This window comes from Methanosphaera cuniculi, assembly GCF_003149675.1.
Classification (GTDB): Archaea; Methanobacteriota; Methanobacteria; order Methanobacteriales; family Methanobacteriaceae; genus Methanosphaera; species Methanosphaera cuniculi.
This window is the reverse complement of record NZ_LWMS01000006.1, coordinates 1-23,047: the sequence shown is the minus strand read 5'-3', so window position 1 is coordinate 23,047 and position 23,047 is coordinate 1. Positions and strand designations below refer to the sequence as shown.

Annotated in this window: 27 protein-coding genes and 1 pseudogene; 24 read left to right on the top strand and 4 right to left on the bottom strand. The window is 26.5% G+C overall.

The features are described 5' to 3' along the window. The first annotated feature begins 203 nt into the window (after nucleotides 1–203). The 6 genes from MSCUN_RS01100 (at nucleotide 204) to MSCUN_RS01075 (ending at nucleotide 5,000) form a co-directional block, all read left to right on the top strand. Nucleotides 204–995, top strand: a complete 792-nt coding sequence (locus tag MSCUN_RS01100; RefSeq protein ID WP_095609218.1) for a nitroreductase family protein — start codon at nucleotides 204–206, stop codon at nucleotides 993–995. A 41-nt stretch (nucleotides 996–1,036) separates the two neighbouring features. Continuing rightward, nucleotides 1,037–2,017, top strand: a complete 981-nt coding sequence (locus tag MSCUN_RS01095; RefSeq protein ID WP_095609219.1) for a methionine synthase — start codon at nucleotides 1,037–1,039, stop codon at nucleotides 2,015–2,017. A 5-nt stretch (nucleotides 2,018–2,022) separates the two neighbouring features. Further along, nucleotides 2,023–2,652 (top strand): thymidylate synthase, encoded by a 630-nt coding sequence (locus tag MSCUN_RS01090; RefSeq protein WP_095609220.1) that lies wholly within the window; start codon nucleotides 2,023–2,025, stop codon nucleotides 2,650–2,652. Between the two features lie 193 nt (nucleotides 2,653–2,845). Next, entirely contained in the window at nucleotides 2,846–3,832 is a 987-nt protein-coding gene (mch, locus tag MSCUN_RS01085) for a methenyltetrahydromethanopterin cyclohydrolase (RefSeq protein WP_095609221.1), read from the top strand. A gap of 88 nt (nucleotides 3,833–3,920) precedes the next feature. Then, the gene (ribC, locus tag MSCUN_RS01080) at nucleotides 3,921–4,385 is read left to right on the top strand and encodes a riboflavin synthase (protein ID WP_095609222.1); all 465 of its coding nucleotides are present in this window, start codon (nucleotides 3,921–3,923) and stop codon (nucleotides 4,383–4,385) included. A gap of 276 nt (nucleotides 4,386–4,661) precedes the next feature. After that, nucleotides 4,662–5,000 (top strand): hypothetical protein, encoded by a 339-nt coding sequence (locus MSCUN_RS01075; RefSeq protein WP_095609223.1) that lies wholly within the window; start codon nucleotides 4,662–4,664, stop codon nucleotides 4,998–5,000. 116 nt (nucleotides 5,001–5,116) lie between these two features. On the opposite strand, the gene MSCUN_RS01070 is transcribed toward MSCUN_RS01075, so the two are convergent. Beyond that, entirely contained in the window at nucleotides 5,117–5,434 is a 318-nt protein-coding gene (locus MSCUN_RS01070; protein WP_095609224.1) for a transcription factor S, read from the bottom strand. A gap of 470 nt (nucleotides 5,435–5,904) precedes the next feature. Here MSCUN_RS01070 and MSCUN_RS01065 point away from each other — a divergent pair, with 470 nt between their 5' ends. The 18 genes and pseudogenes from MSCUN_RS01065 (at nucleotide 5,905) to MSCUN_RS00985 (ending at nucleotide 18,523) form a co-directional block, all read left to right on the top strand. Further along, nucleotides 5,905–6,450, top strand: coding sequence for a 50S ribosomal protein L15e (locus MSCUN_RS01065; protein WP_095609225.1), 546 nt, complete (start codon nucleotides 5,905–5,907; stop codon nucleotides 6,448–6,450). Continuing rightward, complete coding sequence (locus tag MSCUN_RS01060; RefSeq protein WP_095609226.1) at nucleotides 6,451–6,882, top strand: RNA-binding domain-containing protein; 432 nt, start codon at nucleotides 6,451–6,453, stop codon at nucleotides 6,880–6,882. A gap of 250 nt (nucleotides 6,883–7,132) precedes the next feature. After that, complete coding sequence (locus tag MSCUN_RS01055) at nucleotides 7,133–7,825, top strand: RNase P subunit p30 family protein (RefSeq protein WP_095609227.1); 693 nt, start codon at nucleotides 7,133–7,135, stop codon at nucleotides 7,823–7,825. A gap of 21 nt (nucleotides 7,826–7,846) precedes the next feature. Beyond that, a complete protein-coding gene (locus tag MSCUN_RS01050; protein WP_095609228.1) occupies nucleotides 7,847–8,215 on the top strand; it encodes an Rpp14/Pop5 family protein in 369 nt (122 codons plus the stop codon). A 281-nt stretch (nucleotides 8,216–8,496) separates the two neighbouring features. Continuing rightward, nucleotides 8,497–9,864 (top strand): adenylosuccinate lyase, encoded by a 1,368-nt coding sequence (gene purB, locus MSCUN_RS01045; protein WP_095609229.1) that lies wholly within the window; start codon nucleotides 8,497–8,499, stop codon nucleotides 9,862–9,864. Between the two features lie 405 nt (nucleotides 9,865–10,269). Then, nucleotides 10,270–11,025: pseudogene (gene psmA / locus MSCUN_RS01040) on the top strand (archaeal proteasome endopeptidase complex subunit alpha); the annotation flags it as partial. A gap of 568 nt (nucleotides 11,026–11,593) precedes the next feature. Next, complete coding sequence (locus MSCUN_RS01035) at nucleotides 11,594–12,289, top strand: ribosome assembly factor SBDS (protein ID WP_095609231.1); 696 nt, start codon at nucleotides 11,594–11,596, stop codon at nucleotides 12,287–12,289. A gap of 86 nt (nucleotides 12,290–12,375) precedes the next feature. Next, nucleotides 12,376–13,050: an exosome complex protein Rrp4 gene (locus tag MSCUN_RS01030; protein WP_095609232.1), complete on the top strand. Its 675-nt coding sequence runs from the start codon at nucleotides 12,376–12,378 to the stop codon at nucleotides 13,048–13,050. 7 nt (nucleotides 13,051–13,057) lie between these two features. Beyond that, nucleotides 13,058–13,753 carry an exosome complex exonuclease Rrp41 gene (gene rrp41, locus MSCUN_RS01025; RefSeq protein ID WP_095609233.1) on the top strand — a complete coding sequence of 232 codons (696 nt, stop codon included), beginning with the start codon at nucleotides 13,058–13,060 and terminating at the stop codon, nucleotides 13,751–13,753. Further along, the gene (locus tag MSCUN_RS01020) at nucleotides 13,754–14,392 is read left to right on the top strand and encodes an exosome complex protein Rrp42 (RefSeq protein WP_095609234.1); all 639 of its coding nucleotides are present in this window, start codon (nucleotides 13,754–13,756) and stop codon (nucleotides 14,390–14,392) included. It begins immediately after the preceding gene. Beyond that, a complete protein-coding gene (locus MSCUN_RS08235; protein ID WP_170103975.1) occupies nucleotides 14,392–14,553 on the top strand; it encodes a hypothetical protein in 162 nt (53 codons plus the stop codon). The genes MSCUN_RS01020 and MSCUN_RS08235 overlap by 1 nt, the downstream gene beginning before the upstream one ends. Nucleotides 14,554–15,235: 682 nt before the next feature. Continuing rightward, the gene (gene rpl37A, locus MSCUN_RS01015) at nucleotides 15,236–15,505 is read left to right on the top strand and encodes a 50S ribosomal protein L37Ae (protein WP_095609235.1); all 270 of its coding nucleotides are present in this window, start codon (nucleotides 15,236–15,238) and stop codon (nucleotides 15,503–15,505) included. A gap of 2 nt (nucleotides 15,506–15,507) precedes the next feature. Continuing rightward, a complete protein-coding gene (locus MSCUN_RS01010; protein ID WP_069592306.1) occupies nucleotides 15,508–15,639 on the top strand; it encodes a DNA-directed RNA polymerase subunit P in 132 nt (43 codons plus the stop codon). A gap of 287 nt (nucleotides 15,640–15,926) precedes the next feature. Beyond that, a complete protein-coding gene (locus MSCUN_RS01005) occupies nucleotides 15,927–16,466 on the top strand; it encodes a hypothetical protein (protein WP_095609236.1) in 540 nt (179 codons plus the stop codon). Between the two features lie 27 nt (nucleotides 16,467–16,493). Beyond that, on the top strand, nucleotides 16,494–16,754 hold the full coding sequence (locus tag MSCUN_RS01000) for a KEOPS complex subunit Pcc1 (RefSeq protein ID WP_095609237.1): 261 nt from the start codon (nucleotides 16,494–16,496) through the stop codon (nucleotides 16,752–16,754). 149 nt (nucleotides 16,755–16,903) lie between these two features. Continuing rightward, on the top strand, nucleotides 16,904–17,257 hold the full coding sequence (locus tag MSCUN_RS00995; RefSeq protein ID WP_095609238.1) for a prefoldin subunit beta: 354 nt from the start codon (nucleotides 16,904–16,906) through the stop codon (nucleotides 17,255–17,257). A gap of 244 nt (nucleotides 17,258–17,501) precedes the next feature. Further along, complete coding sequence (locus MSCUN_RS00990) at nucleotides 17,502–17,783, top strand: DUF3194 domain-containing protein (protein ID WP_170103973.1); 282 nt, start codon at nucleotides 17,502–17,504, stop codon at nucleotides 17,781–17,783. 56 nt (nucleotides 17,784–17,839) lie between these two features. Then, the gene (locus MSCUN_RS00985) at nucleotides 17,840–18,523 is read left to right on the top strand and encodes a HisA/HisF-related TIM barrel protein (RefSeq protein WP_095609240.1); all 684 of its coding nucleotides are present in this window, start codon (nucleotides 17,840–17,842) and stop codon (nucleotides 18,521–18,523) included. 133 nt (nucleotides 18,524–18,656) lie between these two features. Here MSCUN_RS00985 and MSCUN_RS08230 read toward each other — a convergent pair whose 3' ends face one another. The 3 genes from MSCUN_RS08230 to MSCUN_RS00975 all read right to left on the bottom strand — a co-directional run. Beyond that, the gene (locus MSCUN_RS08230) at nucleotides 18,657–18,833 is read right to left on the bottom strand and encodes a hypothetical protein (RefSeq protein WP_170103971.1); all 177 of its coding nucleotides are present in this window, start codon (nucleotides 18,831–18,833) and stop codon (nucleotides 18,657–18,659) included. 131 nt (nucleotides 18,834–18,964) lie between these two features. Next, on the bottom strand, nucleotides 18,965–19,645 hold the full coding sequence (locus tag MSCUN_RS00980) for a TIGR02253 family HAD-type hydrolase (protein ID WP_095609241.1): 681 nt from the start codon (nucleotides 19,643–19,645) through the stop codon (nucleotides 18,965–18,967). Between the two features lie 112 nt (nucleotides 19,646–19,757). Continuing rightward, nucleotides 19,758–23,047: Ig-like domain-containing protein (locus tag MSCUN_RS00975; RefSeq protein WP_146192101.1), on the bottom strand; the 3,290-nt coding region annotated here is incomplete at its 5' end.

The window sequence follows — 23,047 nt, the reverse complement described above, 5'->3', positions numbered from 1 at the left end:
AATTCTTTTTTTAAATAAAATCACTTAATAAAAACAATAATTTTTTTTTATACATATATACACACATTTTTAAAATATACACAAAAAATCTTTTTTTTATATCCAATAAAATCATAATTTTATAGCAATTAAAAAACATACATAAATATTATACTAATAATAGGAAAAGTTAATAAAAAAATTTTGGGAGAAGATGATTTTTCATGAAACTAAATATAGATCCTGTAAGATGTGTAAGATGTGGATTATGTCAAAGTGTATGTATTTTTAATAACATATCATTAGATCCAGAAGTACATGAAACAGAAACTGAATGTTTTGAATGTGGACACTGTGTATCAATATGTCCAACAGGTGCAATAAACCTTAAAATATATGAAGATCTCAACTATGATACACGTAACAAATACAAAACAGACAAACTTGATGTAACATATGATGAATACATAGATGTATTAAACAGACATAGAAGTATCAGATATTTTACAAAAGAAGATGTAACACCTCAAACATATGAGAAACTATTTAAATGTCTTGATAATACACCAACAGCATCAAACATGCAAGATCTTGACATTGTAGTTATTAAAAGTGACTTATATGAATTTACAAAACATATCTATGATATAATAAAAACTAAATCTAGTGATTTTCTAACAATAAGAAATTTAGCAAAATATATAGAAAATCCAGATGAAAACCAAAATACACTACTTTATACAGGTCGTGACATAATATTACTATTTTCAAAAAATCCACAAGATACAACAATTGCATGTGGACGAATTGAAATAACAGCACAACTTATGGGACTCGGTGGATTTTATAATGGCTTTATAGTAATGGCTGATGAAATAGATCATGAAAAACTCATGGAATATTTCCCAGAAATAGATCCATCTAAACACTTATCATGTGCATACATAATAGGACATCCAAAAATCAAATTTAAAAGACCACTACCACCACGAAAAGTTAATATAACATACAAATAATTAAATCTTAAAAGAAAATACTAAGAGGTGTTTTATTACATATGAATATAATAACAACAGTAGTTGGAAGCTATCCAATAGATGATGAATATAAACCTAATACAATTAATGAAAAAATATTAGATAAACTTGATATGTATGATGAATTTAAAAAACCAATACATCAAACAGTAGATGACTATGTAAAATATAACATTGACATAATATGTGATGGACAACCACGTAATGATATGGTTAAAATATTTACATCTAAAATAAATGGATTTAAAACAGTAGATAACACAGTACACATCATAGGAAAAATAACACCATCAGCAAATCCAATAGGTGTTTCTGATTTAAAATATGCTGCAAAAATAGCACATCAAAAAAATCCAAAATACCAACTATATGCAACAATTGATGAAATATTTAAACATGAAAAATGTGGAATTAAAGGAATGATAACAGGACCTACTAGTATAATACATTCATGTAACATTACAAATTTCTATGAGGATCGAAAAACTGCAATATATGACATGGCATATGCACTACAAAATGAAGCAAAAGAACTAGAAAAAGCAGGAGCATGTGCAATACAAATAGATGAACCATTCATATCAACAGGAGTAGAAGATATAGAAGTATCCAAACGTGGTGTTGAAATAATAAGTAAAGCTGTAAACATCCCTGTAATACTACATGTATGTGGAGATCTTGAAGATGTACTTGAAGATCTACTAGAGTTTGATGTTGAAATACTTGACTTTGAATTTCGTGGAATGCCTGAAAATATCAAAACACTAAAAAAAGTATGGAATAAAAACACAGATAAAATCATATCAATAGGATGTATTGATACAAAACTCCATGAAGTAGATAATATTAAAGATGTAGTAAAAACAGTAAAACAAGTAGTAGACATAACAGATGAAAAAAATGTGATAATAGATCCTGATTGTGGAATGCGAATGCTAGATAAAAAGATAGCACAAGAAAAACTTAGTTTACTTGATGAAATTAAAAAAGAAGGAGTATAAATATTATGGCAAAGTTTATAAGAACAAATTCAATATCAGATGCATGGCTTACATGTGTAAAAAAGATAATGCAAGAAGGTAATGAAGTAGAAGATGAACGAGGATCAAAAACATTAGAACTTCAAAATGTAGTACTTGAAATAACAAACCCAGATGATAATACAATACCAGAATGCTCACCATGGCGTGATGATAGACTTGAAACCTACAAACAAGAATTACTAGATCCAAATAATGATCAAGGATTTGTTTACACCTATGGAAACAGGCTACGTGAATATTTTGGAATTGATCAACTAGATAAATGTATAGAAAAACTAAATGACTGTCGTGAATCAAGACGTGCAATAGCAATAACAATAGATCCAATAAAAGATAATGAAGTTGATGAAATTCCATGTCTTCAAGAAATAGCATTTCTAATACGTGATGATAAACTATACATGACAGACTTCTTCAGAAGTAATGACTGTGGAGGAGCAACATTCCCTAATCTATTTGGAATACGAGAAGTAGGATATTATGTAGCAGATAATACAAATACAAAGCTTGTTAATATGGTTCATCATGCAATGAGTCTTCATATCTATGAACATGACTGGGATAAATGTAATGAAATATTAAGAAAATATTAACTTATTTTTGATAAAGTATTAAAATTCTATGAATTATATATAAAAAAAATAAAAAACATTAAAAAAAATAAAAAATAGAATTAACACCACAGTACAATAAAAAAAAAGGGAATAGTAAAAAAAAACTTAATATACATAATTCTTTTTTTTATTGTAAAAAAAATTGTTAACCACTTTTGGAGGATCGAATATAATGGCAGAAAGTATGAATGTAGAAGCTATGAAAATAGCAAAAAAAATGGTGGAAGATCAGGAAAAATATAACATTCAAGCATTAGAACTTGAAAATAAAACAACAGTTATAGATTGTGGAGTAAATGTTCCAGGAAGTATTAAAGGAGGAGAACTCTTCACACGAGTATGTCTTGGTGGAATTTCAGATGTAGGAATTTCAATACCAGGAGATCTTAGTGATATTATGGCAATGCCAGCTGTAAAAGTAAAAACAGACTTCCCAGCACTAAGTACTCTTGGATCACAAAAAGCAGGATGGAAAATAGATGTGGATGGATATTATGCTATAGGATCAGGACCTGCACAAGCACATAAATTTAAGGATAATCCAATTTATGAAATGTGTGGATATGTAGAAGATTCTGATGTAGCTGTAATAACACTTGAAGCTGATAGTATTCCAACAGTTGAAGTTGCAGATTACATTGCATATGAATGTGGTGTTAAACCTGAAAATCTCATGATTCTCGTAGCACCAACAGCATCACTTGTAGGTTCTATTCAAATATCAGGACGTGCACTTGAATGTGGAATATTTAAAATGTATGAAATTATGGATTTTGATGTAACAAAAATCACATATGCTGCAGGAATTACACCAATTACCCCTGTTGATCCTGATAGTGTTAAAGCTATGGGTAAAACAAATGATGCAATTATCTTTGGTGGACGTGCATACTACTATATTGAACCTGACGTTGGTGAATCACTCAAAGAACTTGCTGCAAATCTTCCATCATCTGCATCAGATAAGTATGGTCAAAGCTTTATTGAATTATTCAAAGAAGCAAATTATGACTTCTATAAAATGCCACAAGATATATTTGCACCAGCACAAGTTATTGTAAATGATATGCTTACAGGAGCAATGTATCATACTGGATTTATTGATCTTGAACGATTAAAAAAATCATTTGAAGTAATTGAAATTATAAACAAAAAATAAACACCATAATAATAGGTAATAAAAAAAAAGTCTAAAAGGAAAAGTAATCTTTTATTAAAAAATAAAAAAAGAGGAGTGTTAATATTAAATGTCTAAAAGAGTTGGAATATGCAGTACTACATTTGCAAGATTTGATATGGCAACAGCTGCAATAAAACAAATAAAAAAACAAGTTGATGGAGTTAAATTTATTGAATCATATGTACCTGGAGTTAAAGATTTACCAGTAGCAGCAAAGATTCTTATTGAAGAGGAAGATTGTGATATTGTAATGGCTCTTGGTATGCCTGGTGGTGAGAAAATTGATAAACTCTGTGCACATGAGGCTAGTACTGGATTAATTCAAGCACAACTTATGACAAACACTCATATTCTTGAAGTATTTGTACATGAAGATGAAGGTAAAGATGAAAAGGATTTAAAACAGCTTGCATATAACCGGGCAACTCAACATGCTGATAATCTTGTTAAAATGCTCTTTAAACCTAAAGCACTTAAAAAAGAAGCTGGTATGGGAATACGTGAAGGTCGTGAAAATAAAGGACCTTTATAATTTTAGATTATTTTTTTTAAGTTAAAACTAATACAGTGTGACTTTTATTCTTTTTTTCTTTTTTTTATTTTCTTATTTTTTCAGATGATTATTTTGTAATTAGAAATTTTATAAATTTTCTTTTATTTAATATAATAATTTTACATAATACTAAAAAATATTCATTTTACAATGTTTAATTATATAAGATAAATTTATCTTTTTTGTTTAATATTTAAACTTTAACAATAACCAAAATATATAATATTAACTAAATATATAAAAATATATGGTATTATGAGCAAAGATGAAACTAAGTTAAATTTACGTCTTTCTGCAATTGATTGTGACACATCAACTAAATACTACCAGTTAACATCAGAAATTAGTGATGAACAAAAAAAGCTAGTTAAACCATATTTTAAATATTACACACCTGAAGAATTTGGTAATACTGAAAATGTAGCTGGAAGAATGGAAGGTTGGATGTGTAATGATGAAAATATTAATTATGTACGCAAAATACTAAAAATCAAAGAAGAACGTAAAAAAACAGTTCAACATTTACAACCAGTTCAAAAAAGTCTAAGTAAAAATATTTCACTTCAAGATCAAATATCAGAAGTTGACCTATAGTGTGAAAAAATTTATTATACTTTTGATTTTTTACTGATTATAAAAACTCTTTACTTTTTTTTATTTTTAACTTTGTTAAAATTATCTTTTTTTTAAAATTAAAACTTTTTTTTATCCTAGTTTGAACGTCTCCATGTATTTCCACACTTTGTACATCTATAAAATCTGGTTTCTGCTTCATCAGAGCGGTGCATTTGTACCATCCACCATTCAAGTTCACGATTACCACAACGATAACATAATCCCTTTGTTGTTGGGTGTGTATTTATTTTATCATCTGTCATTATTAGGTTATTTTTATCTGATACATCTTGTTTTATTACATAATCTTTTTTATCATCATCTGATATTGTTTTATCATATCCACATTCAAAGCAGTGAAGTATCCCATTTTTTGGTAGTAAGACTTTTCCACAGTTAGGACAAAATTCCATTTTATTTTAACACTCCATAAAAGTTTTTATTATACTCAATATATTTTATCATGATAAATATTATATATTACTAAAGATAAATAAAATATAGTATAAAAGATTATTATTTAATATAATCTATATATTTTCTATTTTATATGAAAATTTTTTAAGGGGATTAATATTTATTTCCAAGATAAAAAAGATTTAATGATTATAAATTAATAAATGATTTCAAAAAAAAAATATCATTTTTTCTTATTTTTTTGAAGTTATTAGAAAATTTAATTATATATTTTTTTAGGAGACATATTAATAAATAAAAAAAAGGGGAAAAATAGGATTTCTCTTTTTTTGAATAATTAGTTTTACTATTATTCCAAATTATAAATTTTTTACTCCTTCAAATACTATAATTATAAAAAAATAAAATTTTTAACTAAAATTGGATGTGGCCAAAGGATTAATGGCTGAACAATGAGGTAGATATAATGTATAAGTATATGAAAGATGCATGGAAAAACCCATCAGAATCTTATGTAAAAGAACTCATGAGAGAAAGATTACCAAAATGGAGAAGACAACCTGTAATTGTAAGAGTAGATAAACCAACAAGAATCGACAGAGCACGAAGACTTGGATACAAAGCAAAAGCAGGATATGTTGTTGCAAGAATAAGAGTTAGAAGAGGATCAAGAAGAAAATCAAGATTCAAAAACGGTAGAGATCCAAAAAGAATGGGTGTAAACAAAATTACCGGAGAAAAATCCATTCAAAGAATGGCAGAAGAACGTGTAGCACGTAAATATCCTAACTTAGAAGTTCTTAACTCCTACTGGGTATGGGAAGATGGTAAAGCTAAATACTACGAAGTAATTATGGTAGATCCACAATGTCCTACAATCAAAAACGATGATAACATCAATTGGATTTGTAGCAACAAACAAACCAGACGTACCTTCAGAGGACTAACCAGTGCTGGTAAAAAAGGAAGAGGACTAAACCATAAAGGTAAAGGAGCAGAAAAGGTTAGATAAATGATCCATAACATATCCTATCGGACATTTGTTTATGGTACAGAGGATGAAGAAAAGGTAACCGAATCAATAAGTTACCTTTTTGAAAATCCTTTACCTGAAAAAACAGTTAATGAAGATCATTTTGATGATGATATAATAATATTAACTCAGAAATTTGATAAAAAAGCTGATATTAAAAAATTCATCAAATTCTTAAATGAGACACTATCAGATGAAGATAAACAAACCATTTCAGATGAACTTGAACGTAGAGTTGATGAAAAAGGTAACTTATTTTTAAGATTTGATAAGCAATGTGCATATCTTGAACATCTAAAATTAACAACAACAGGTAATGCCATACATGTACGAATAAAAATAGCAAGTTATCCTGTAAGTAAAGAAAATGCAATAAAAGTTGCAAAAGAGAAAATCTTTAACTTCTTATAACTAAAAAAAAAATAAAGAAAGAATACAAATAAATAATTATTTTTATATTTTTTATAAATGGAAAAAAAGAGGTATTCATGTTTTTCTATTTATATTATTTACTAAAATAAGACACTATTTAATAATAACAAAAAAAAGGGATGTAAATTCCAAAAATATATATCTTTGAATATGAATTTCAAAAAAAGAATTTAATTTTTCTGTCTTATTTTTTATACTATATTTAACATTTTAGAAGGGAATAAACTATATGACTTTTTTTTATGATTTTAATATTAAACCAGATATTGATGTTATAAAAACACTTGATAAATTCAACTTTAAAGGAGCATGTGTATTTTATAATGCAAAAGAGGTAAATGAAAATACACGCGATGAATTTGAAAAACTACAGAATCTTACAAGTATGGATTTATACTATGGAATATATGTAGATGAAGAAAATCCTCAAATTCTAAGAAATCAAGTACTAAAAAACTATCGTAAATGTGATATAATAATGGTTGCAGGTGGAAAAAGTGCAAAACTTAACCATTATACATGTAAAATACGTGAAGTTGACATGATTGATCATCCATATGATCTACGAGGAAATGGAATTAATCATATTTTATCACGTATGCTTGTTGAAAATAATATTACAGTTAACATTAATTTAATGGATATTATTAAAAATCGTGGAACTTATCGTACACGTACATTAAGCCAACTTCGTAACATTCTTAAAATGAGGGATAAATTTAATTTTAGAGTAGTTTTCTCAACAGGAGCTGAAAACTTCTTTGATGTTAGATCACCTGAGGCAATGATATCTCTTGGAAGACTTCTTAACATACAACAAGATGATATGACTAAATTTATTTCAAATAATGTTGAGGATGTTATAGAAAATATTAATAAACGACAAAATGGTGTAATTGAAGGAATACAAATACTAAAATAAAAGCTGGGGAATTGATGGTTTATGGTAATGATAAATAAGTTAAAAATACTACCACCAACACTACGTGAGAAAAAAAGATATATAGCATTTCATCTTTATTCACAAAACAAAGTAGCTAAAGATACTCTTATACCTTATCTTTGGAATACTATAATTAACTTATATGGTGAAATACATGCAAGTAAGATTAATATATGGGTTTCTGATTTTGACTTTATTGAATTTAAAGATAACATAAATAAATACACAGTATTAGTTAAATGTCAACGAGGATATGAAGATGACTTTATAACAATGCTTAACACTCTTACATACTTTAAAGGCAAACGTATTGTAGCAGATATTATTGGTGTATCAGGAACAATACGTGCAATACGAAAAAAAGTATAATTTAATCTCCCCTTCTATATATTCTATTTTTTTTGGGAAAAATATTTTTTTTGATCTACATTTTTATAAAAAGTTTTTCTTTTTGAAATTGTAATATTTAGCTTAAGTACTTTTTTTTATAATAAATAAAAGAAAAAATATTGTTATGTATAATAAATAATAATATAGAATAAAAAAGATAAATATTATAATATTATAGTATAATTTTATATGAATAAAATAGAAAATTATAAAGACATTTTATTTAATAACAAAAAAAACTTTAATTTAAACTGATTATTATGGCAATACATCCAATTGAATTCCGATACGGTACACCAGAAATGAAAGCTGTATGGGAACAAGAAGCAAAATTACAAAACATGCTAAAAGTTGAAGCAGCACTTGCTAAAGCTGAAGGTGAAATAGGATTAATACCTGAAGATGCAGCAGAAGAAATTAATCGTAAAGCAACAACAGAGTATGTTAAACAAGAACGTGTAGATGAAATTGAACGTGCAACAAACCACGATATAGCAGCATTAATGAAAGCATTACAAGAAGTATGTGATGGAGATAGTGGTGAATATGTTCACTATGGATCAACAAGTAATGATATTATTGATTCATCCCAATCACTACAACTTAAAGAATCAATTACAATAATACGAGCTAAAATTATTGAACTTATGCGTGTATTAATGAATCTTGCTGATGAACAAAAAGATACAGTAACAATAGGACGTACACACGGACAACACGCTTTACCAACAACATATGGAATGAAATTTGCAATATACATAGATGAATTAACACGTCAACTTGAAAGACTTGATTTAACAGAAAAACATTTATGTGTAGGAATGATGACAGGAGCAGTTGGAACTACAGCAGCACTTGGTGATACTGGATATGAAATACATTTAAGAGTATCTGAAATTCTTGGCTTAAGCCCTGTACATATATCAAATCAAGTTGTACAAAGAGATAATCATGCAGAATATGTAATGACATTAGCAAATATTGCAAGTACACTTGAGAAAATGGCACTTGAAGTACGTAACTTACAACGTACAGAAATTATGGAAGTTGGAGAAAAATTCGACCCTGAAAAACAAGTGGGAAGTAGTACAATGCCACATAAAAGAAATCCAATTACTGGTGAACGTATATGTGGAGTATCACGTGTAATTAGAGCATATGTAAATACTGCATTACAAAACAATCCACTATGGCATGAACGTGATCTTACAAATTCATCAAGTGAACGTATTATATTACCTGAATCTTCAATATTAACTGATTACATTCTTAAACTTTCAATTAAACTCTTTAGTAATCTTGACTTCTATGAAGAAAATATTGAACGTAATCTTAACTTAAGTAATGGTCTTATAATGGCTGAAAGATTCATGTCAAAACTTACCCAGAAAGGTATGGGACGTCAAAGTGCTTATGCTTTAGTACGTAAATGTTCAATGGATGCATATGCAGAAGATAAAGGTCTTCGTGAAGTATTATCAAATCAAGAAGAAATTAAAAAATACTTAACACAAGAAGAAATTGATGAAACAATGGATCCACACACCTATCTTGGAAGTTGTGAAAAATTTGTTGATAACATACTAGATTATGCTAAAAATGTTATTGATGAATATGAACCACAATAGATTATATTTTTTTATGTAATATAATCTACTTTCAACTTCCCTATTTTTTTCTTTTTTTTAAATTTTAGATGAGTTAGTGAAAAACTCTTAATTAACTAATAGTTTTTTTTAATAATTTTTGATCTTTAGGTTATATAAAAAAGATTAGATTTTTTTTCGTTTAACTTTAAATTTTCTTGATTTTGAATTAATCTTTTCATAACCACAAAATATATTTAGTAACAAAAAGTAATAATAAGTTAGGATAAAATATATTAATAACAAATAGTAATAATAACTAATAGAGCAAAAATTCTAAAAAATAAATAAATAAAATTATAATAAAAACAAAATATTAATAACATTAATTAATAACATTTTTTCAAAAAAATAAATCAAAAAAAATAATTAGAGAGGTAAAATAATATGCAACAATTTTCAGGTGCAGGATACGACAGAGCACTAACAGTATTTAGCCCAGATGGCAGACTATTTCAGATAGAATACGCAAGAGAAGCAGTGAAAAGAGGAACACCATCAGTAGGAATCATATGTAAAGATGGAGTAGTATTTGCAGTAAACAAAAAAGTAAAAAGCAAATTAATTGTACCATCCTCAATTGAAAAAATCTTCAAAATCGATGAACACATAGCAACAGCATCAAGTGGACTAGTAGCAGATGCAAGAAGACTTGTAGACATCTCAAGAAATCAAGCACAAATCAACCGCCTACAGTACCATGAACCAATATCAGTAACTGGACTTGCAAAATACATCGGAGATCTAGAACAAATGTACACCCAAAGCGGTGGAATCAGACCATTTGGAATATCACTCCTCATCGGTGGAGTATCAGATGGAGAATGCAAACTCTTTGAAACAGATCCAAGTGGAGCACTAGTTGAATACAAAGCAACCTCAATAGGACTAGGACGTGACAAAACACTAGAACTCTTTGAAGAAAAATACCTAGAAGACATGAGCCTTGATGAAGCAATAGAACTTGCAATAGAAGGAATATATGTTGCAACAGATGGAAAAATCACAGATGAAGACAACATAGAAATAGCAGTAATATCCAAAGAAACAGAAAAATACTCAAAACTTGATGAAAAAGAAATAGACGAATATGTAACTAAAATTATCAGAAACAAAGAACAAGAAAAAATCGAAGCAGAAGAAAGAGCAAAAGCAGAAGCTGAAGCAAAACTTCAAAAAGAAGAAGAAGAAAAAAATAAAAAAGAAAACGAAGAAAAACTAGAAGAAGCTGAAGAAGCTGAAGATAAAGAATCAAAAGATGAAGAAGAATAGTTAAAAAAAAACAATAAAACTAACTATTCACCATCCACTTTTTTTTCTTCCTATTTTTTTTATAAATTTTTTATATAAAATACAATTTTTTATAAATTAACCTTTTTTTTATCTTTTTTTTATAAAATAATAAATAATATACATTAATTCTATCTAAATTTCATTTTATTTTTCTAAAAAAAAATACTTTAATTTTAACTTACTTTTTTATGTACATAAAACTACTAATTTACTAATATATCCCATACTTTTTCATGTTTATACTTTTTTTTAAATGATTTTTTTTATATGATATAATCTTATTTATACAATTTCAAAGAAAATATAGTAATATAAGATAAAAAAAAATTAGAATATAAATAAAAAGAAAAAATAAATATGAAAAAAAAAAAGTTCTAATAACTAAATACTTAAAAAAAAATATAGGAGAATAAATAATATGGTTAATGTTGATGAAGCAGTAATAGCAAGACTTGAAAGTTACGGTGAAAGATTTGAAATACTAGTAGATGCAGAACTTGCAGCAGATTATAAACGTGGAGAAGACATAGCAATTGAAGATGTATTAGCTGTTGAAGAAGTATTTAAAGATGCACATAAAGCAGATAAAGCATCAGAAGAAACAATGATGAAAGCCTTTGAAACAACAGATGCACTAGAAGTAGCAGATAAAATACTCCATAAAGGAACAATACAAATAACAGCACAACAAAAACGTCAAATGCAAGAAGAAAAAACCAAACAAGTAATAAATCAAATAGCACGAGAAGCAATAAATCCACAAACTAAACTACCACATCCACCAAAAAGAATTCAAAAAGCAATGGAAGAAGCAAAGGTACATATTGATCCTATGAAAACTGTGGAAGAACAAATCCAGCCAACAGTAAAAGCAATACTAACAAAAATACCAATAAGAATTGAAAAAGTACAAGTAGCAATAAAAATACCAGGAACATATGCAGGAAAAGCATACTCAACAATAAATCAATATGGAAAACTTCAAAAAGAAGAATGGGAAAGTGATGGAAGCTGGATTGGAATTGTTGAAATACCAGGTGGACTTCAAGATGAATTCTTCACAGCTCTTAGTGGTTTAACACATGGAGAAGTTGAAAGTAAACTCATAAAATAAGAATAATAAAAACCTTCTTCACATTTTATTATCCAAACTCAACTTATAAAACTAAAAAAAAATTAAACATGATGTGTTGATATAATATGCGATATGTTGAAAATAAGGAAATGGTTCTACCAGGAACTTTACTAGCTGATAACAACTACACAACAGGTAGATTCACATTTCATGAAAACGATAAAATCTACTCAGATACAGCAGGACTTGTATATTTTAACTCAGAAAAAGTATCAGTAATACCATTTAAATACTCATATAACCCAGAATATGGAGATCTTATAATAGGACGTGTTATAGGATCATCATACTCATCATGGACAATAGATATAAACAGTTCATATAATGGATTTCTTTTAACATCAGAATTATATGATAAAAATGAACAAAACATTTCAAACATAATAAATATGAATGACATGTTACTTCTACGTGTAAGTAATGTTGATGAAATTCACCGTGTAAAACTTACACTTAGATCACATGGACTTGGAAAATTTAATCAAGGATTTATAATACATGTAAAACAGCCAACAATACATTTTCTAAGTGAAGAAAACGCATTTCTAACAAACATGATACAAGAATATACACATACAGATATAATTGTAGCTAAAAATGGTTTAATATGGATAAATGGGCTAAATGAAGATATTGAAAAAACAATACAAGTTGTAAAACTAATAGAAAAAGAACCATTCAAATACAATCTAATTAAAGATGTACAAAGTATGCTGATAAAATTCCAAAACGAGAGATGATTAAAATATGGATGAATTTATACGAGAAGATGGAAGATCACCAACTACATTTAGAAACATGAAAATGAAAGTAGGCATACTAAATAATGCAGATGGATCAGCCTACATTGAATGTGGAGGAAATAAAATACTAGTTGGAGTATATGGACCACGTGAACTACATTCAAAAAAACATTCAAAACCAGATGGAGCAGTACTCCGGTGTAAATATAACATGGCACCATTTTCAGTTGTAGAACGAAAAAGACCAGGAAATGATAGACGATCAACAGAAATATCTAAACTAATATCAGAGGCAATAACACCATGTGTATTTCTTGAGAAATATCCACGATCTTCAATAGATATTTCAATAGAAGTACTAGAAGCTGAAGGTGGAACTCGTTGTCTTGGAATAGTAGGAGCAAGTCTGGCATTAGCTGATGCTGAAATTCCAATGCGTGATCTTATTAGTGCATGTGCTGTTGGAAAAGTAGATGATACAATAGTACTTGATTTATCAGAAAAAGAAGATCAAACAGGAAATGCTGATATACCTGTTGCAATAATGCCAAGAACAGGTGAAATAACATTTCTTCAGATGGATGGAAACTTAACACAAGATGAATTTAATGAAGCATTAAATCTTGCATATGCAGGATGTGAATTTATAAATCAAATGCAACGTGAAGCATTACTTAACAAATATCGAGGTGAATTATAAATGGTTAATGTTATTTCTGAAGTTTCAAAAGAAACAATCTATGACTTACTTAGTGAAGGAAGACGTGTTGATGGACGTAAATTCACACAATACAGGGACATAACTGTTAAAACTAATTATATAAGTAAGGCTAATGGTTCAGCTTTAGTTTCAATTGGAAATACAACTGTTATTGCTGGTGTTAAAGCTCAACTTTCAACTCCATTTAATAATTCACCAGATGAGGGAATTCTTATTATTAATACAGAATCTCTTGCTGTTGCTAATCGTAATTTTGAACATGGTCCTCCTAATAAGTTTACTGTTGAAATATCACGAGTAGTTGATCGTACAATACGTGAAGCTCCCCTTATTGATCTTAAGGAATTATGTATTATTGAATCAGATAAGGTCTGGAAGTTATATGTTGATATTTATATTGTTGATTTTGATGGTAATATGATGGATGCAGCAGCACTTGGTGCAATATGTGCTCTTATGACTACAAAAATACCAACAGCAAGCTGTGTTAATAATGAAGTTACAGTTGATGAGGATATTTTAATGGAACTTCCTATTAAAAATAAGTGTACTCTTACAACTGCTACTAAAATAAACAACCAGATATATATGATGCAACATATAATGAGGAAATTATAATGCAGGCAAGTTTATCTGTGGGCTTTAGGGAAGATATGACACTTTGTGCTATGCAAAAATGTGGACTTGATACACTACAGATGGATGAGATAAGTCGTATAATTAAACTTTCTGAGGTTAAAAGTAAAGAACTTCTTAATATCATTAATAATTTAAAATAATAAACTTTATATTAAATAAACACTAATATATTAAATAGTTATATTATGTTAGAATAATGGAAAAAATACTAGAATATATTATTTAGGTTTGATCTAATATTTTTTCAAAAATAAAATCATATTCTAATGATAATATTATATATTTTTATTATTAAGCTAATTACACTAAAGAAAAGTGGTTAATTTTTTTTTATAATAAAATTATTAGGTTTTTAGTTATTATAAAAAAAAATACCATAAGACAAAAAAATAGGAATACAAAATATATAAGCTTAAAATTTTGATGAAATTTCCTTTTTTTTAATCTTAATATAAGATCATTATTTTTTTTAACAAAAAGATATTTAGGTAGGTTTTTTAGGTTTTTTTGTTATAAAAAATTAAAAAGGAATTAAATTAGTTTTTCATCAAAGAAAAAGACTACTGGAAAGATGGTTTTATCTTCAAAAAAAAAGATGAGATAATTTAAAAGAATTATTTTTTTTTTTAATTTTCATACAAAAAATAATTTTTGAGTAATATTGCTTATTTTTTTATCAAAAAAAATATATGTAAAAAAATTAAAGGAAGATAATACAATTTTACAAAAAAAAAAGAGATGGAAAAAAAATAATCTTTTTAGAAAAAAAATCTCTTTTTTATTAACAAAAAAAATAATAAACTTAATGGATGGTGAAAAGAAATGGTAAAAAAAAGTAAAGTAGGATCTACTGGTCGTTTTGGAGCTAGATATGGTAGAAAAGCTAAAAGAACAGTGAAAGATATCGAAGATAAAATGCATGCAAAACACATATGTCCTAAATGTGACAGACCAGGTGTTAAAAGAACACATGCAGGTATCTGGAAATGTAAAAAATGTGGAAACGTATTTACTGGTGGAGCATACGTACCTGCAACACCAATGGGAAAAGTTGCAAAACGTAACATTAAACGTATCACTGGAGGAGAATAAATATGTATAAATGCATTAATTGTGGACAAACTGTAGATATTAAAAAATACTCAGAATCAAAATGTCCTAAATGCAGATATAGAATTTTATTCAAAGAAGTACCTGTAGTAAAACGTACAGTAAAAGCAAGATAAGTATAATTTCACATAATTTACTTATCTTACTACATTTTTTTATACTACTTCTTTTTTAATGTTAAATTCTTAAATATTTTTTATCCAAAAAAAAACTTTTAGAACTCTTTTTTTTAATATAAATTTTTAATTAAAATTACTACTTTTTTTTCTTTAATTATAAAAAATTAAACTTCAAATCTAAAGAACCATTTTTTTTAATTAACTTTTTCATATTTATAAATAAAAGTAATGTTAAATAATAAATTAAACATATAAACAAAAAAAACTAATAAAGTGGGAATATAATGATATTTCAAATAGATACAAATATGATAATAACAACAAGTCGAAAACCATCACAACTAACACGTAGATTTACACAATTTATTAAACATTACTTTAACTTAACATACATTAATCGTGGAAAAACAAGCTTTAATAAAATAGTAAATACAACAAAACAAGATAATATAGAAAAACTAGTAGTAATAACAGAAACTAAGGGAAATCCAAGCAGTATAAACATATATAATATTGAAAAGTCAACACAAACACCAGTATTATCATTTTACATAAATACATCAATACCATCAAATAAAAAAACAATAAATGTCAATTCAAATGATATCTTTATAATAAATAAAGCAAAAAGTTTATCTGAGATAAATGAACTATTCACAGAAATTAAACCTGATTATAAAATAACACAAAACTGTGTAATATGCAAAGATACAACACACCCTGATGCAATAGCTGAAATAACATTTATTGATAAAAATGGTAAAAATACAGATTATAAAATATATATAAATGGATATAAAATAGTTGATGAAAACATAATATAAAAAAAAATAAGTATAAGGGAGTTAAATATGGAAAATAAAATACTTAAAAGTATACAAACCATTTTTGAAGTACAACTTGATACACCAAAACAAGCTCAGATAATATATAACTCACTAATACCTGAAATTGAATATAATCACAAAAATGACAGATCAACAAGTACAATAAAACAAGAAGATAAAAGTATAATAATAACAATCAATTCAAAAGATGTAGTTTCACTACGTGCTTCAATAAATTCATATATAAGATGGATTAAATTATCAATAGAAATATTAAATATATAATAGAAAGAAATAACATATAATATTACATAAACTAAAAAAAAAATTAAAATAAATTATATTGTATTAGAAGAATAATAATTAAATAATTTATTATCCTTAAAAAATAAAATAATAATACACAGATCAAGAAAAAAATATAGGTGATAAAAATGGAAATGCCAGAAAATATACAAGAACAATTAAACCAATTCCAACAAGCACAACAACAAGCACAATCAATTGCTATGCAAAAACAAAACTTAACAATACAACTTAATGAATCTAAAAAAGCATTAGATGAACTTTCAAAAATAGAAGATGATCAAGATGTATTTAAAACAGCAGGACCTCTTCTCATAAAAACAACAAAAGCAGATTCAGAAGCAGACCTAAAAGACAGTATAGAAATGCTTGAAATCAGAGAAAAAACAATCAACAAACAAGAAAAACGTATTAATGATAAACTTGAAGAATTACAAACAAGTCTTCAAAGTGCAATGACACAACTACAACAACCACAATAAGTCTTTTGCACTAATAATTAGAAAAAAGGAAACTAGTTTAGAAGATTAGAAAAAAATATAAAATATTCTATTATTCTTCTAATTAATTATTCTTTTTTTTTATAATAATTATTCATAATATAACTACCAACTAATTTTACTATTGAATTAAAAATTTTAAACTCTTTTTTTTATAAACTATTATATACTAATAAATAAATAAACCAAAAATACAATAAAAAAAAAATAGGAGACAATGAATTTTATGAAAAAATTAAATGACACAGAAGTTGATGAAATAATAGATCTTGCATATAACACAGCATCAAATCATATACTAAAAAATGTAAATAAAAAAGACTTCGAAGATATAGAAATAAAAATAGATCTAGATAAACATGAAGATAGCTTTGATTTAGATATAAAAATAGAACTAGATTCAGATGTAAAACTACCAGAAAACCTATCACAAGAAGCAATAGATGCTGCAATGGATGCAGTAGATGACTATGTAGCAGATCGTAAAATGCGATTAAATGATTACTAAGAAAAAAAAATTGATTGAATTATAAAAAAAATGAGAAAATGAGGTTAGATTAGTTTATGATTATTCCAGTATTTGATATAAAAGATAACATTGCAGTATCCGGTAAATCAGGAAAACGTGACACATACACCCGTCTTAAAAGTATATATGGGGATGATATACTTCAAATAGCACAAAATCTAAAAGATGCTGGTTCTCAACTACTCTACATTGCAGATCTTGATAAAATAGAAGATAATGGATCAAATAATGAAATTATATCACAAATAAATCAGATAATACCTGTAATGTTAGATAATGGAATAAGAACACTAAATGATGTAGAAAAAAACAACAAAATATGCACATACAATATAGTTGCAACAGAAACATTACCATCAATTAATGAAGCACAACACATATTTGAAAATTATGATAAAGAAAAACTAATTGTAAGTGTAGATATTAAAAATAATCAACTGCTAAATCAAAATAACAACATAAAACTTGATGAAATAATAAACCTCATAAATACACACAAACCAAAATACACAATACTACTAAACATAAGCCAAGTAGGAACCAAAAAAAGCAACACACCACCAATAATAAATGAAATAATACAAAAAACACCAAACACAACACACATCATGGCAGGAGGACTAACAAACCAAACCATAACACAACATAAAAAAAACAACATCCAACACTTCTTAGTTGGAACAATACTACATGAAGGAACACTAAAACACAAACTATAGAATAAAAAAAATACTAAAAACAAGAATAATTTAAACTAAAATTAAAAATAAAACAATATATAACATAAATATCATATCACATAATGAAAAAAAAATAGAATTCAAAAAAAAAGAAAAAAAATAAGGATATAACCTATATAAGGCTTGTCAGGATAATAAATGGTACTATAACTGCTGCAAAGAATAATAAAATACCCAGTACTGCTTGTGATCTTTTATGATCTAAAATTCCTGTACCTATAAAATACACACCAGCTAAAGCAAGAATTGTAGGAATAATTTCAGAATAAATTATTACAGATTGAACCAATATATTAACCTCCCATTATTATTTTATAACTTTTTCTTTTATTATAAAAAAAAGATTAGTTCCCCTAAAAAGTATTTTTGTTCTTATATATTATATCTAACTATTATAATATACATATTTTACGAAATATATTATAATATTTTCATAATATCAATTAATGAATTAAGATGAGTTACTGTATAATTATTATCCTTAAGAAATTGTTCCTCATCCTTTGTAAGATCTGAATTTATAAGCATACTCTGCATACCAACATTATATGCACCCATAATATCAACATCAAACTTATTTCCAACCATAATAGATGTATCAGCTGTAACATTTAACCTATCCATAGCAATCTGGAAAATCTCAGCATTAGGCTTATCAACACCAACTTCCTCAGATGTTACAACAACATCAAAAAATGGATAAACACCAAGACGTACTAGCTTTTCCCACTGTTTTAACTTCTTACCATTAGTAATAAGACCAACTTTATAATCTTTACTTTTAAGATATAACAATATAGAAAAGCTTTCAGGCTCAAGTTTAAGCATTGCAAATTTCGTGTTATGATATGTAATAATACCATTAACAATAATAAGAGGATCTTCCTCACCATTTATACGTTCTGTTAAAATGTTAAAGTGTTTATCATAATTTGATCCTTTCTCTTTAACAATTTCCATTAAACATTCATAACCTTCATCTTCACTACATTTAAGTCCATTATGAACCATGGACTTAACAGCTGCACGACGAGCAATACTAGCAAAACCAGAAGTATCATAAAGTGTATCATCCATATCAAAAAATACTGCTTGAATCATATATTATTATATTATAAACTTTAACATTTATATAATTGTAATTCAAAAAAAAAGAGTCTTAAAAAAAAATATAAAATAAAGAAAGGAGGTTAAAAAGAATAGGATTTAAATACTATTCTATTGCTAGTTTTGTTGTCATACGTGCTGTATTATACCGGTTATTTTCTCCTGATACAATAGTTAAATCGTATTGACTGTTTTTATACTGTGTTAAGTCCATGTTTATTTTTATTATTCCATTTTGTGATGTTGTATGTGTTATTGTTTTTCCATTTAGTTTTACTGCTACTTTTGTATTTCCATAGATTGTATTGTTTTGATCATCTGTTAGTTTTACTGTGATTATTGTATTGTTTGTTCTTTTTACATTTGTTGTTTCTATTGTTATTTTTGGTGTTGTTTTTGTTATTGTTAGTGTTGCATCACTTGTTGATTTTTCTGTTATACTATTTCCACCATATACTGCTGTTATTGTGTAATTTTTAGCTGATAGTTTTGATGAATCAACTGTAAGTTGTGCAATACCATTATTAATATTTACCACACCTTGTGTTTTACCATTTACTTTAAATGCTACTTTACCACTTGTTTGGATATTACCTTCTTCATCCATTACAATTGCTGTAATAGTAGTAGATGATTTATTTGACACAACATTTGGAATAATTACTTGTGTATCAAGTTTGATAATTGGAGCAAATACACTTATATTTGTTAGTACTGCTGTATTTTTCTGCATAACTGTTACAATTAATCTATCTCCTTCATCACCTAAAATAGTATAATTCATATCTGCAGTATTACTTCTTGTATTAACTGTTCCTATTTCTTTTCCATTTACAAAGAATGTGTAATTTCCACCTTTACTTACAAAGTTACCATCAAATACGTGTATAGTTATTGTTTGATGAACTTTTAAAGTACCTCGTATACTTATTCCTAATGCCTTATAACTTGGAATTGAAGCATAATTCTCAGATACTTCATTATTTTGTTCTGCTTTATCATCAGTTGTTTCTTGGTAAACTCCATTATTTGCTTTATAGTTAGTTGAAATAAGTGAGTTATGTTTTACTACATTTTCAAATCCATTTAATATTTCAATAGGATATGCATTTCCACTAAATTTAATTGTATTTCCTTCAAGAATATTATAACTTGAATTTATAATTGAAACAGGAGCAGAATCAAAGTTAGAAGATGTACTTATAATTCCTAATATTTTATTATAGTTTGAATTATTTTCTAATAATAGTATTTTTGAATTTCCTGAATTTGTGAATTCTCCATAATATATTGAATTATTTGATGAGTTAAATAGATGGAATCCTACATTTTTAACCATACCTGCATACTTAGTAGATGTTATTATAATATTATTATTTGAATTATTTAGTACTATTCCATTATCTGCTATTAGTGACCTTATGTAGACTCTTATAACTCTTCCTGATATGTCTAGGTAGTTTTTATCTGCATTATCCAGTTTTATTGCTGTTGAGTTAGTAAAGTTACTTGCTTTCATTGATCCTATTGTTATACTGTTTTGTTTTCCTGTTATTCTAAGTTGTGTTATATTTGCATTTGCTGCTTTTTCGATGTTATTTGTTGTATCTATGTCTGTTATGCTTATGTTGTTATAGTTTCCATTTACTGTTATTACTGTAATGTTTTTATTTTCTATGTTTTCTAATTTGATTTTTTGCATGTTAATATTACAATTATCTGTATTTATGATTAATTTTGTATTATATCCACCCATAGCTAAGTTTGTTATATTTGTGTTTTTTGCATTTATTATGATGGTTGTATTTATGAATTCTAGGTTGTCATATGATTTTATGTTTAATGGTCTTGTAATGTTTAATACTCTGTTATATAAGTTTCCAACTACTGTTATGTTTGCAGCTGTTGATATTTCATCTCTTAGAACTCCATTTTCATCAAAGAATGTATCATATGTGTAATCATTTAATAATAGATCTTTATATGATTTTATAGGTGTGTTATCAATGATTCCTATGTTACTATTACTTAGTATTGAATCATCTCCAAGTTTAAGAGCATATAATTTGTTATTTTTTATAATACTTTTTGATGATTTTTCATCTAGTTTTACTGTATATTCTGTTGATGTTACAATTATATTGTCCTTTATTAATGTTTCTTCTGCATTATTTAGTACTATTGATTGTAAAGTTGTATTTCTTATGTTTGTTGTTATGTTGTTTGTTGTTATATTTATTTTATTTGTTTGATTTAGATTTATTGCAACTAGATTTTTACCATTAAGATCCATTGTCATATTATATAGTGTTATATTTGTTGAATTGTATACTAGAATTCCTATACTATTTTCGCTCATTGTATTTGTGAAATTTGTTCCTCTAATTGATATATTTTCACATGAATTTAGTCTTATTCCAGTATTATTCATAGGTGATATCATATTTATTATGTTTGAATCTATTTGTTCATAATATGAAGTTCTTGAATTTGATGTTGTCATGTTCATTGCTATTGTATTTTTTGCTGAAACTTGTATTTCATTTGATTTTATAAATGATGATTGATTTATCATGTTAATAGCACATGCATTATTAAATCCTCTTATTTGAATATTATTATAAGCAAGTCTACTTGACATCTTCTTATCAACATTTACTTCAGGATTTATTAGATTAAATGCATATATATTATCATTTACTTCATTAAGATTTATTATAGTGATATTAAAATAACTTAATTCTATATTTGTAAGGTTTATACCATTAATTGCTACTATTGTATGTTTTTTATTATCTTGTGTGATATTTGCTGTTATCGTAATATTATTATCATATGAATCAATATTTGCTACGTTTTTGATACTTATAGCTTTCACATCATTTGTAACATTTGTGATAAAATTATTATGTTCTATTTCTATATCTTGTGTGTTTTCAAGTAATATTACGTTGTCATTTGATGTTAAGTTTGTGTATGTTATTGTTGTTTTTATTCCTCTTATTTCTAGTACTGGTTTTTGATTTGTGTTTGTTATTGTAATGTTTGTCAAGTTTAATGTAGTATTACCTTCTGTTTTTATTGTTATGTTATGTGCTACTATTTCATGATAGTTCATTATTGTTATGTCTTTATTATTGTTTAGAATTAATGTTTTATTATTTAAATTACCAATTAATAAGCGTATTGGCTTATCTTCTGGTACATTTATTGTTCCATCATTGTTAAAGTATGTATTATAAGTTGTATCATCTATTAGATAATTTTTATATAATGGTGTGTTTCCTGTTATATTATCTGCGTCTGCTGTTGTTGTTTTTACTGATTCATCACCTACAAGTAAATCTGCAATTAGTATATTTCCTGTTATTGTGTTATTTTTTGTATTATTTATGA

Bases quoted from the DNA above. Each gene is read 5' to 3' on its own strand.
- MSCUN_RS00980 (WP_095609241.1), bottom strand. From the start codon at position 19,645: ATGATTCAAGCAGTATTTTTTGATATGGATGATACACTTTATGATACT.
- MSCUN_RS08235 (WP_170103975.1), top strand. From the start codon at position 14,392: ATGCAGGCAAGTTTATCTGTGGGCTTTAGGGAAGATATGACACTTTGT.
- MSCUN_RS00990 (WP_170103973.1), top strand. From the start codon at position 17,502: ATGAAAAAATTAAATGACACAGAAGTTGATGAAATAATAGATCTTGCA.
- MSCUN_RS01000 (WP_095609237.1), top strand. From the start codon at position 16,494: ATGGAAAATAAAATACTTAAAAGTATACAAACCATTTTTGAAGTACAA.
- MSCUN_RS01005 (WP_095609236.1), top strand. From the start codon at position 15,927: ATGATATTTCAAATAGATACAAATATGATAATAACAACAAGTCGAAAA.
- MSCUN_RS00985 (WP_095609240.1), top strand. From the start codon at position 17,840: ATGATTATTCCAGTATTTGATATAAAAGATAACATTGCAGTATCCGGT.
- MSCUN_RS00995 (WP_095609238.1), top strand. From the start codon at position 16,904: ATGGAAATGCCAGAAAATATACAAGAACAATTAAACCAATTCCAACAA.
- MSCUN_RS01020 (WP_095609234.1), top strand. From the start codon at position 13,754: ATGGTTAATGTTATTTCTGAAGTTTCAAAAGAAACAATCTATGACTTA.
- rrp41 (WP_095609233.1), top strand. From the start codon at position 13,058: ATGGATGAATTTATACGAGAAGATGGAAGATCACCAACTACATTTAGA.
- MSCUN_RS01070 (WP_095609224.1), bottom strand. From the start codon at position 5,434: ATGGAATTTTGTCCTAACTGTGGAAAAGTCTTACTACCAAAAAATGGG.
- MSCUN_RS01055 (WP_095609227.1), top strand. From the start codon at position 7,133: ATGACTTTTTTTTATGATTTTAATATTAAACCAGATATTGATGTTATA.
- MSCUN_RS01090 (WP_095609220.1), top strand. From the start codon at position 2,023: ATGGCAAAGTTTATAAGAACAAATTCAATATCAGATGCATGGCTTACA.
- MSCUN_RS01065 (WP_095609225.1), top strand. From the start codon at position 5,905: ATGTATAAGTATATGAAAGATGCATGGAAAAACCCATCAGAATCTTAT.
- MSCUN_RS01095 (WP_095609219.1), top strand. From the start codon at position 1,037: ATGAATATAATAACAACAGTAGTTGGAAGCTATCCAATAGATGATGAA.
- MSCUN_RS01030 (WP_095609232.1), top strand. From the start codon at position 12,376: ATGCGATATGTTGAAAATAAGGAAATGGTTCTACCAGGAACTTTACTA.
- purB (WP_095609229.1), top strand. From the start codon at position 8,497: ATGGCAATACATCCAATTGAATTCCGATACGGTACACCAGAAATGAAA.
- mch (WP_095609221.1), top strand. From the start codon at position 2,846: ATGGCAGAAAGTATGAATGTAGAAGCTATGAAAATAGCAAAAAAAATG.
- MSCUN_RS01035 (WP_095609231.1), top strand. From the start codon at position 11,594: ATGGTTAATGTTGATGAAGCAGTAATAGCAAGACTTGAAAGTTACGGT.
- MSCUN_RS01050 (WP_095609228.1), top strand. From the start codon at position 7,847: ATGGTAATGATAAATAAGTTAAAAATACTACCACCAACACTACGTGAG.
- rpl37A (WP_095609235.1), top strand. From the start codon at position 15,236: ATGGTAAAAAAAAGTAAAGTAGGATCTACTGGTCGTTTTGGAGCTAGA.
- ribC (WP_095609222.1), top strand. From the start codon at position 3,921: ATGTCTAAAAGAGTTGGAATATGCAGTACTACATTTGCAAGATTTGAT.
- MSCUN_RS01060 (WP_095609226.1), top strand. From the start codon at position 6,451: ATGATCCATAACATATCCTATCGGACATTTGTTTATGGTACAGAGGAT.
- MSCUN_RS01100 (WP_095609218.1), top strand. From the start codon at position 204: ATGAAACTAAATATAGATCCTGTAAGATGTGTAAGATGTGGATTATGT.
- MSCUN_RS01010 (WP_069592306.1), top strand. From the start codon at position 15,508: ATGTATAAATGCATTAATTGTGGACAAACTGTAGATATTAAAAAATAC.
- MSCUN_RS01075 (WP_095609223.1), top strand. From the start codon at position 4,662: ATGAGCAAAGATGAAACTAAGTTAAATTTACGTCTTTCTGCAATTGAT.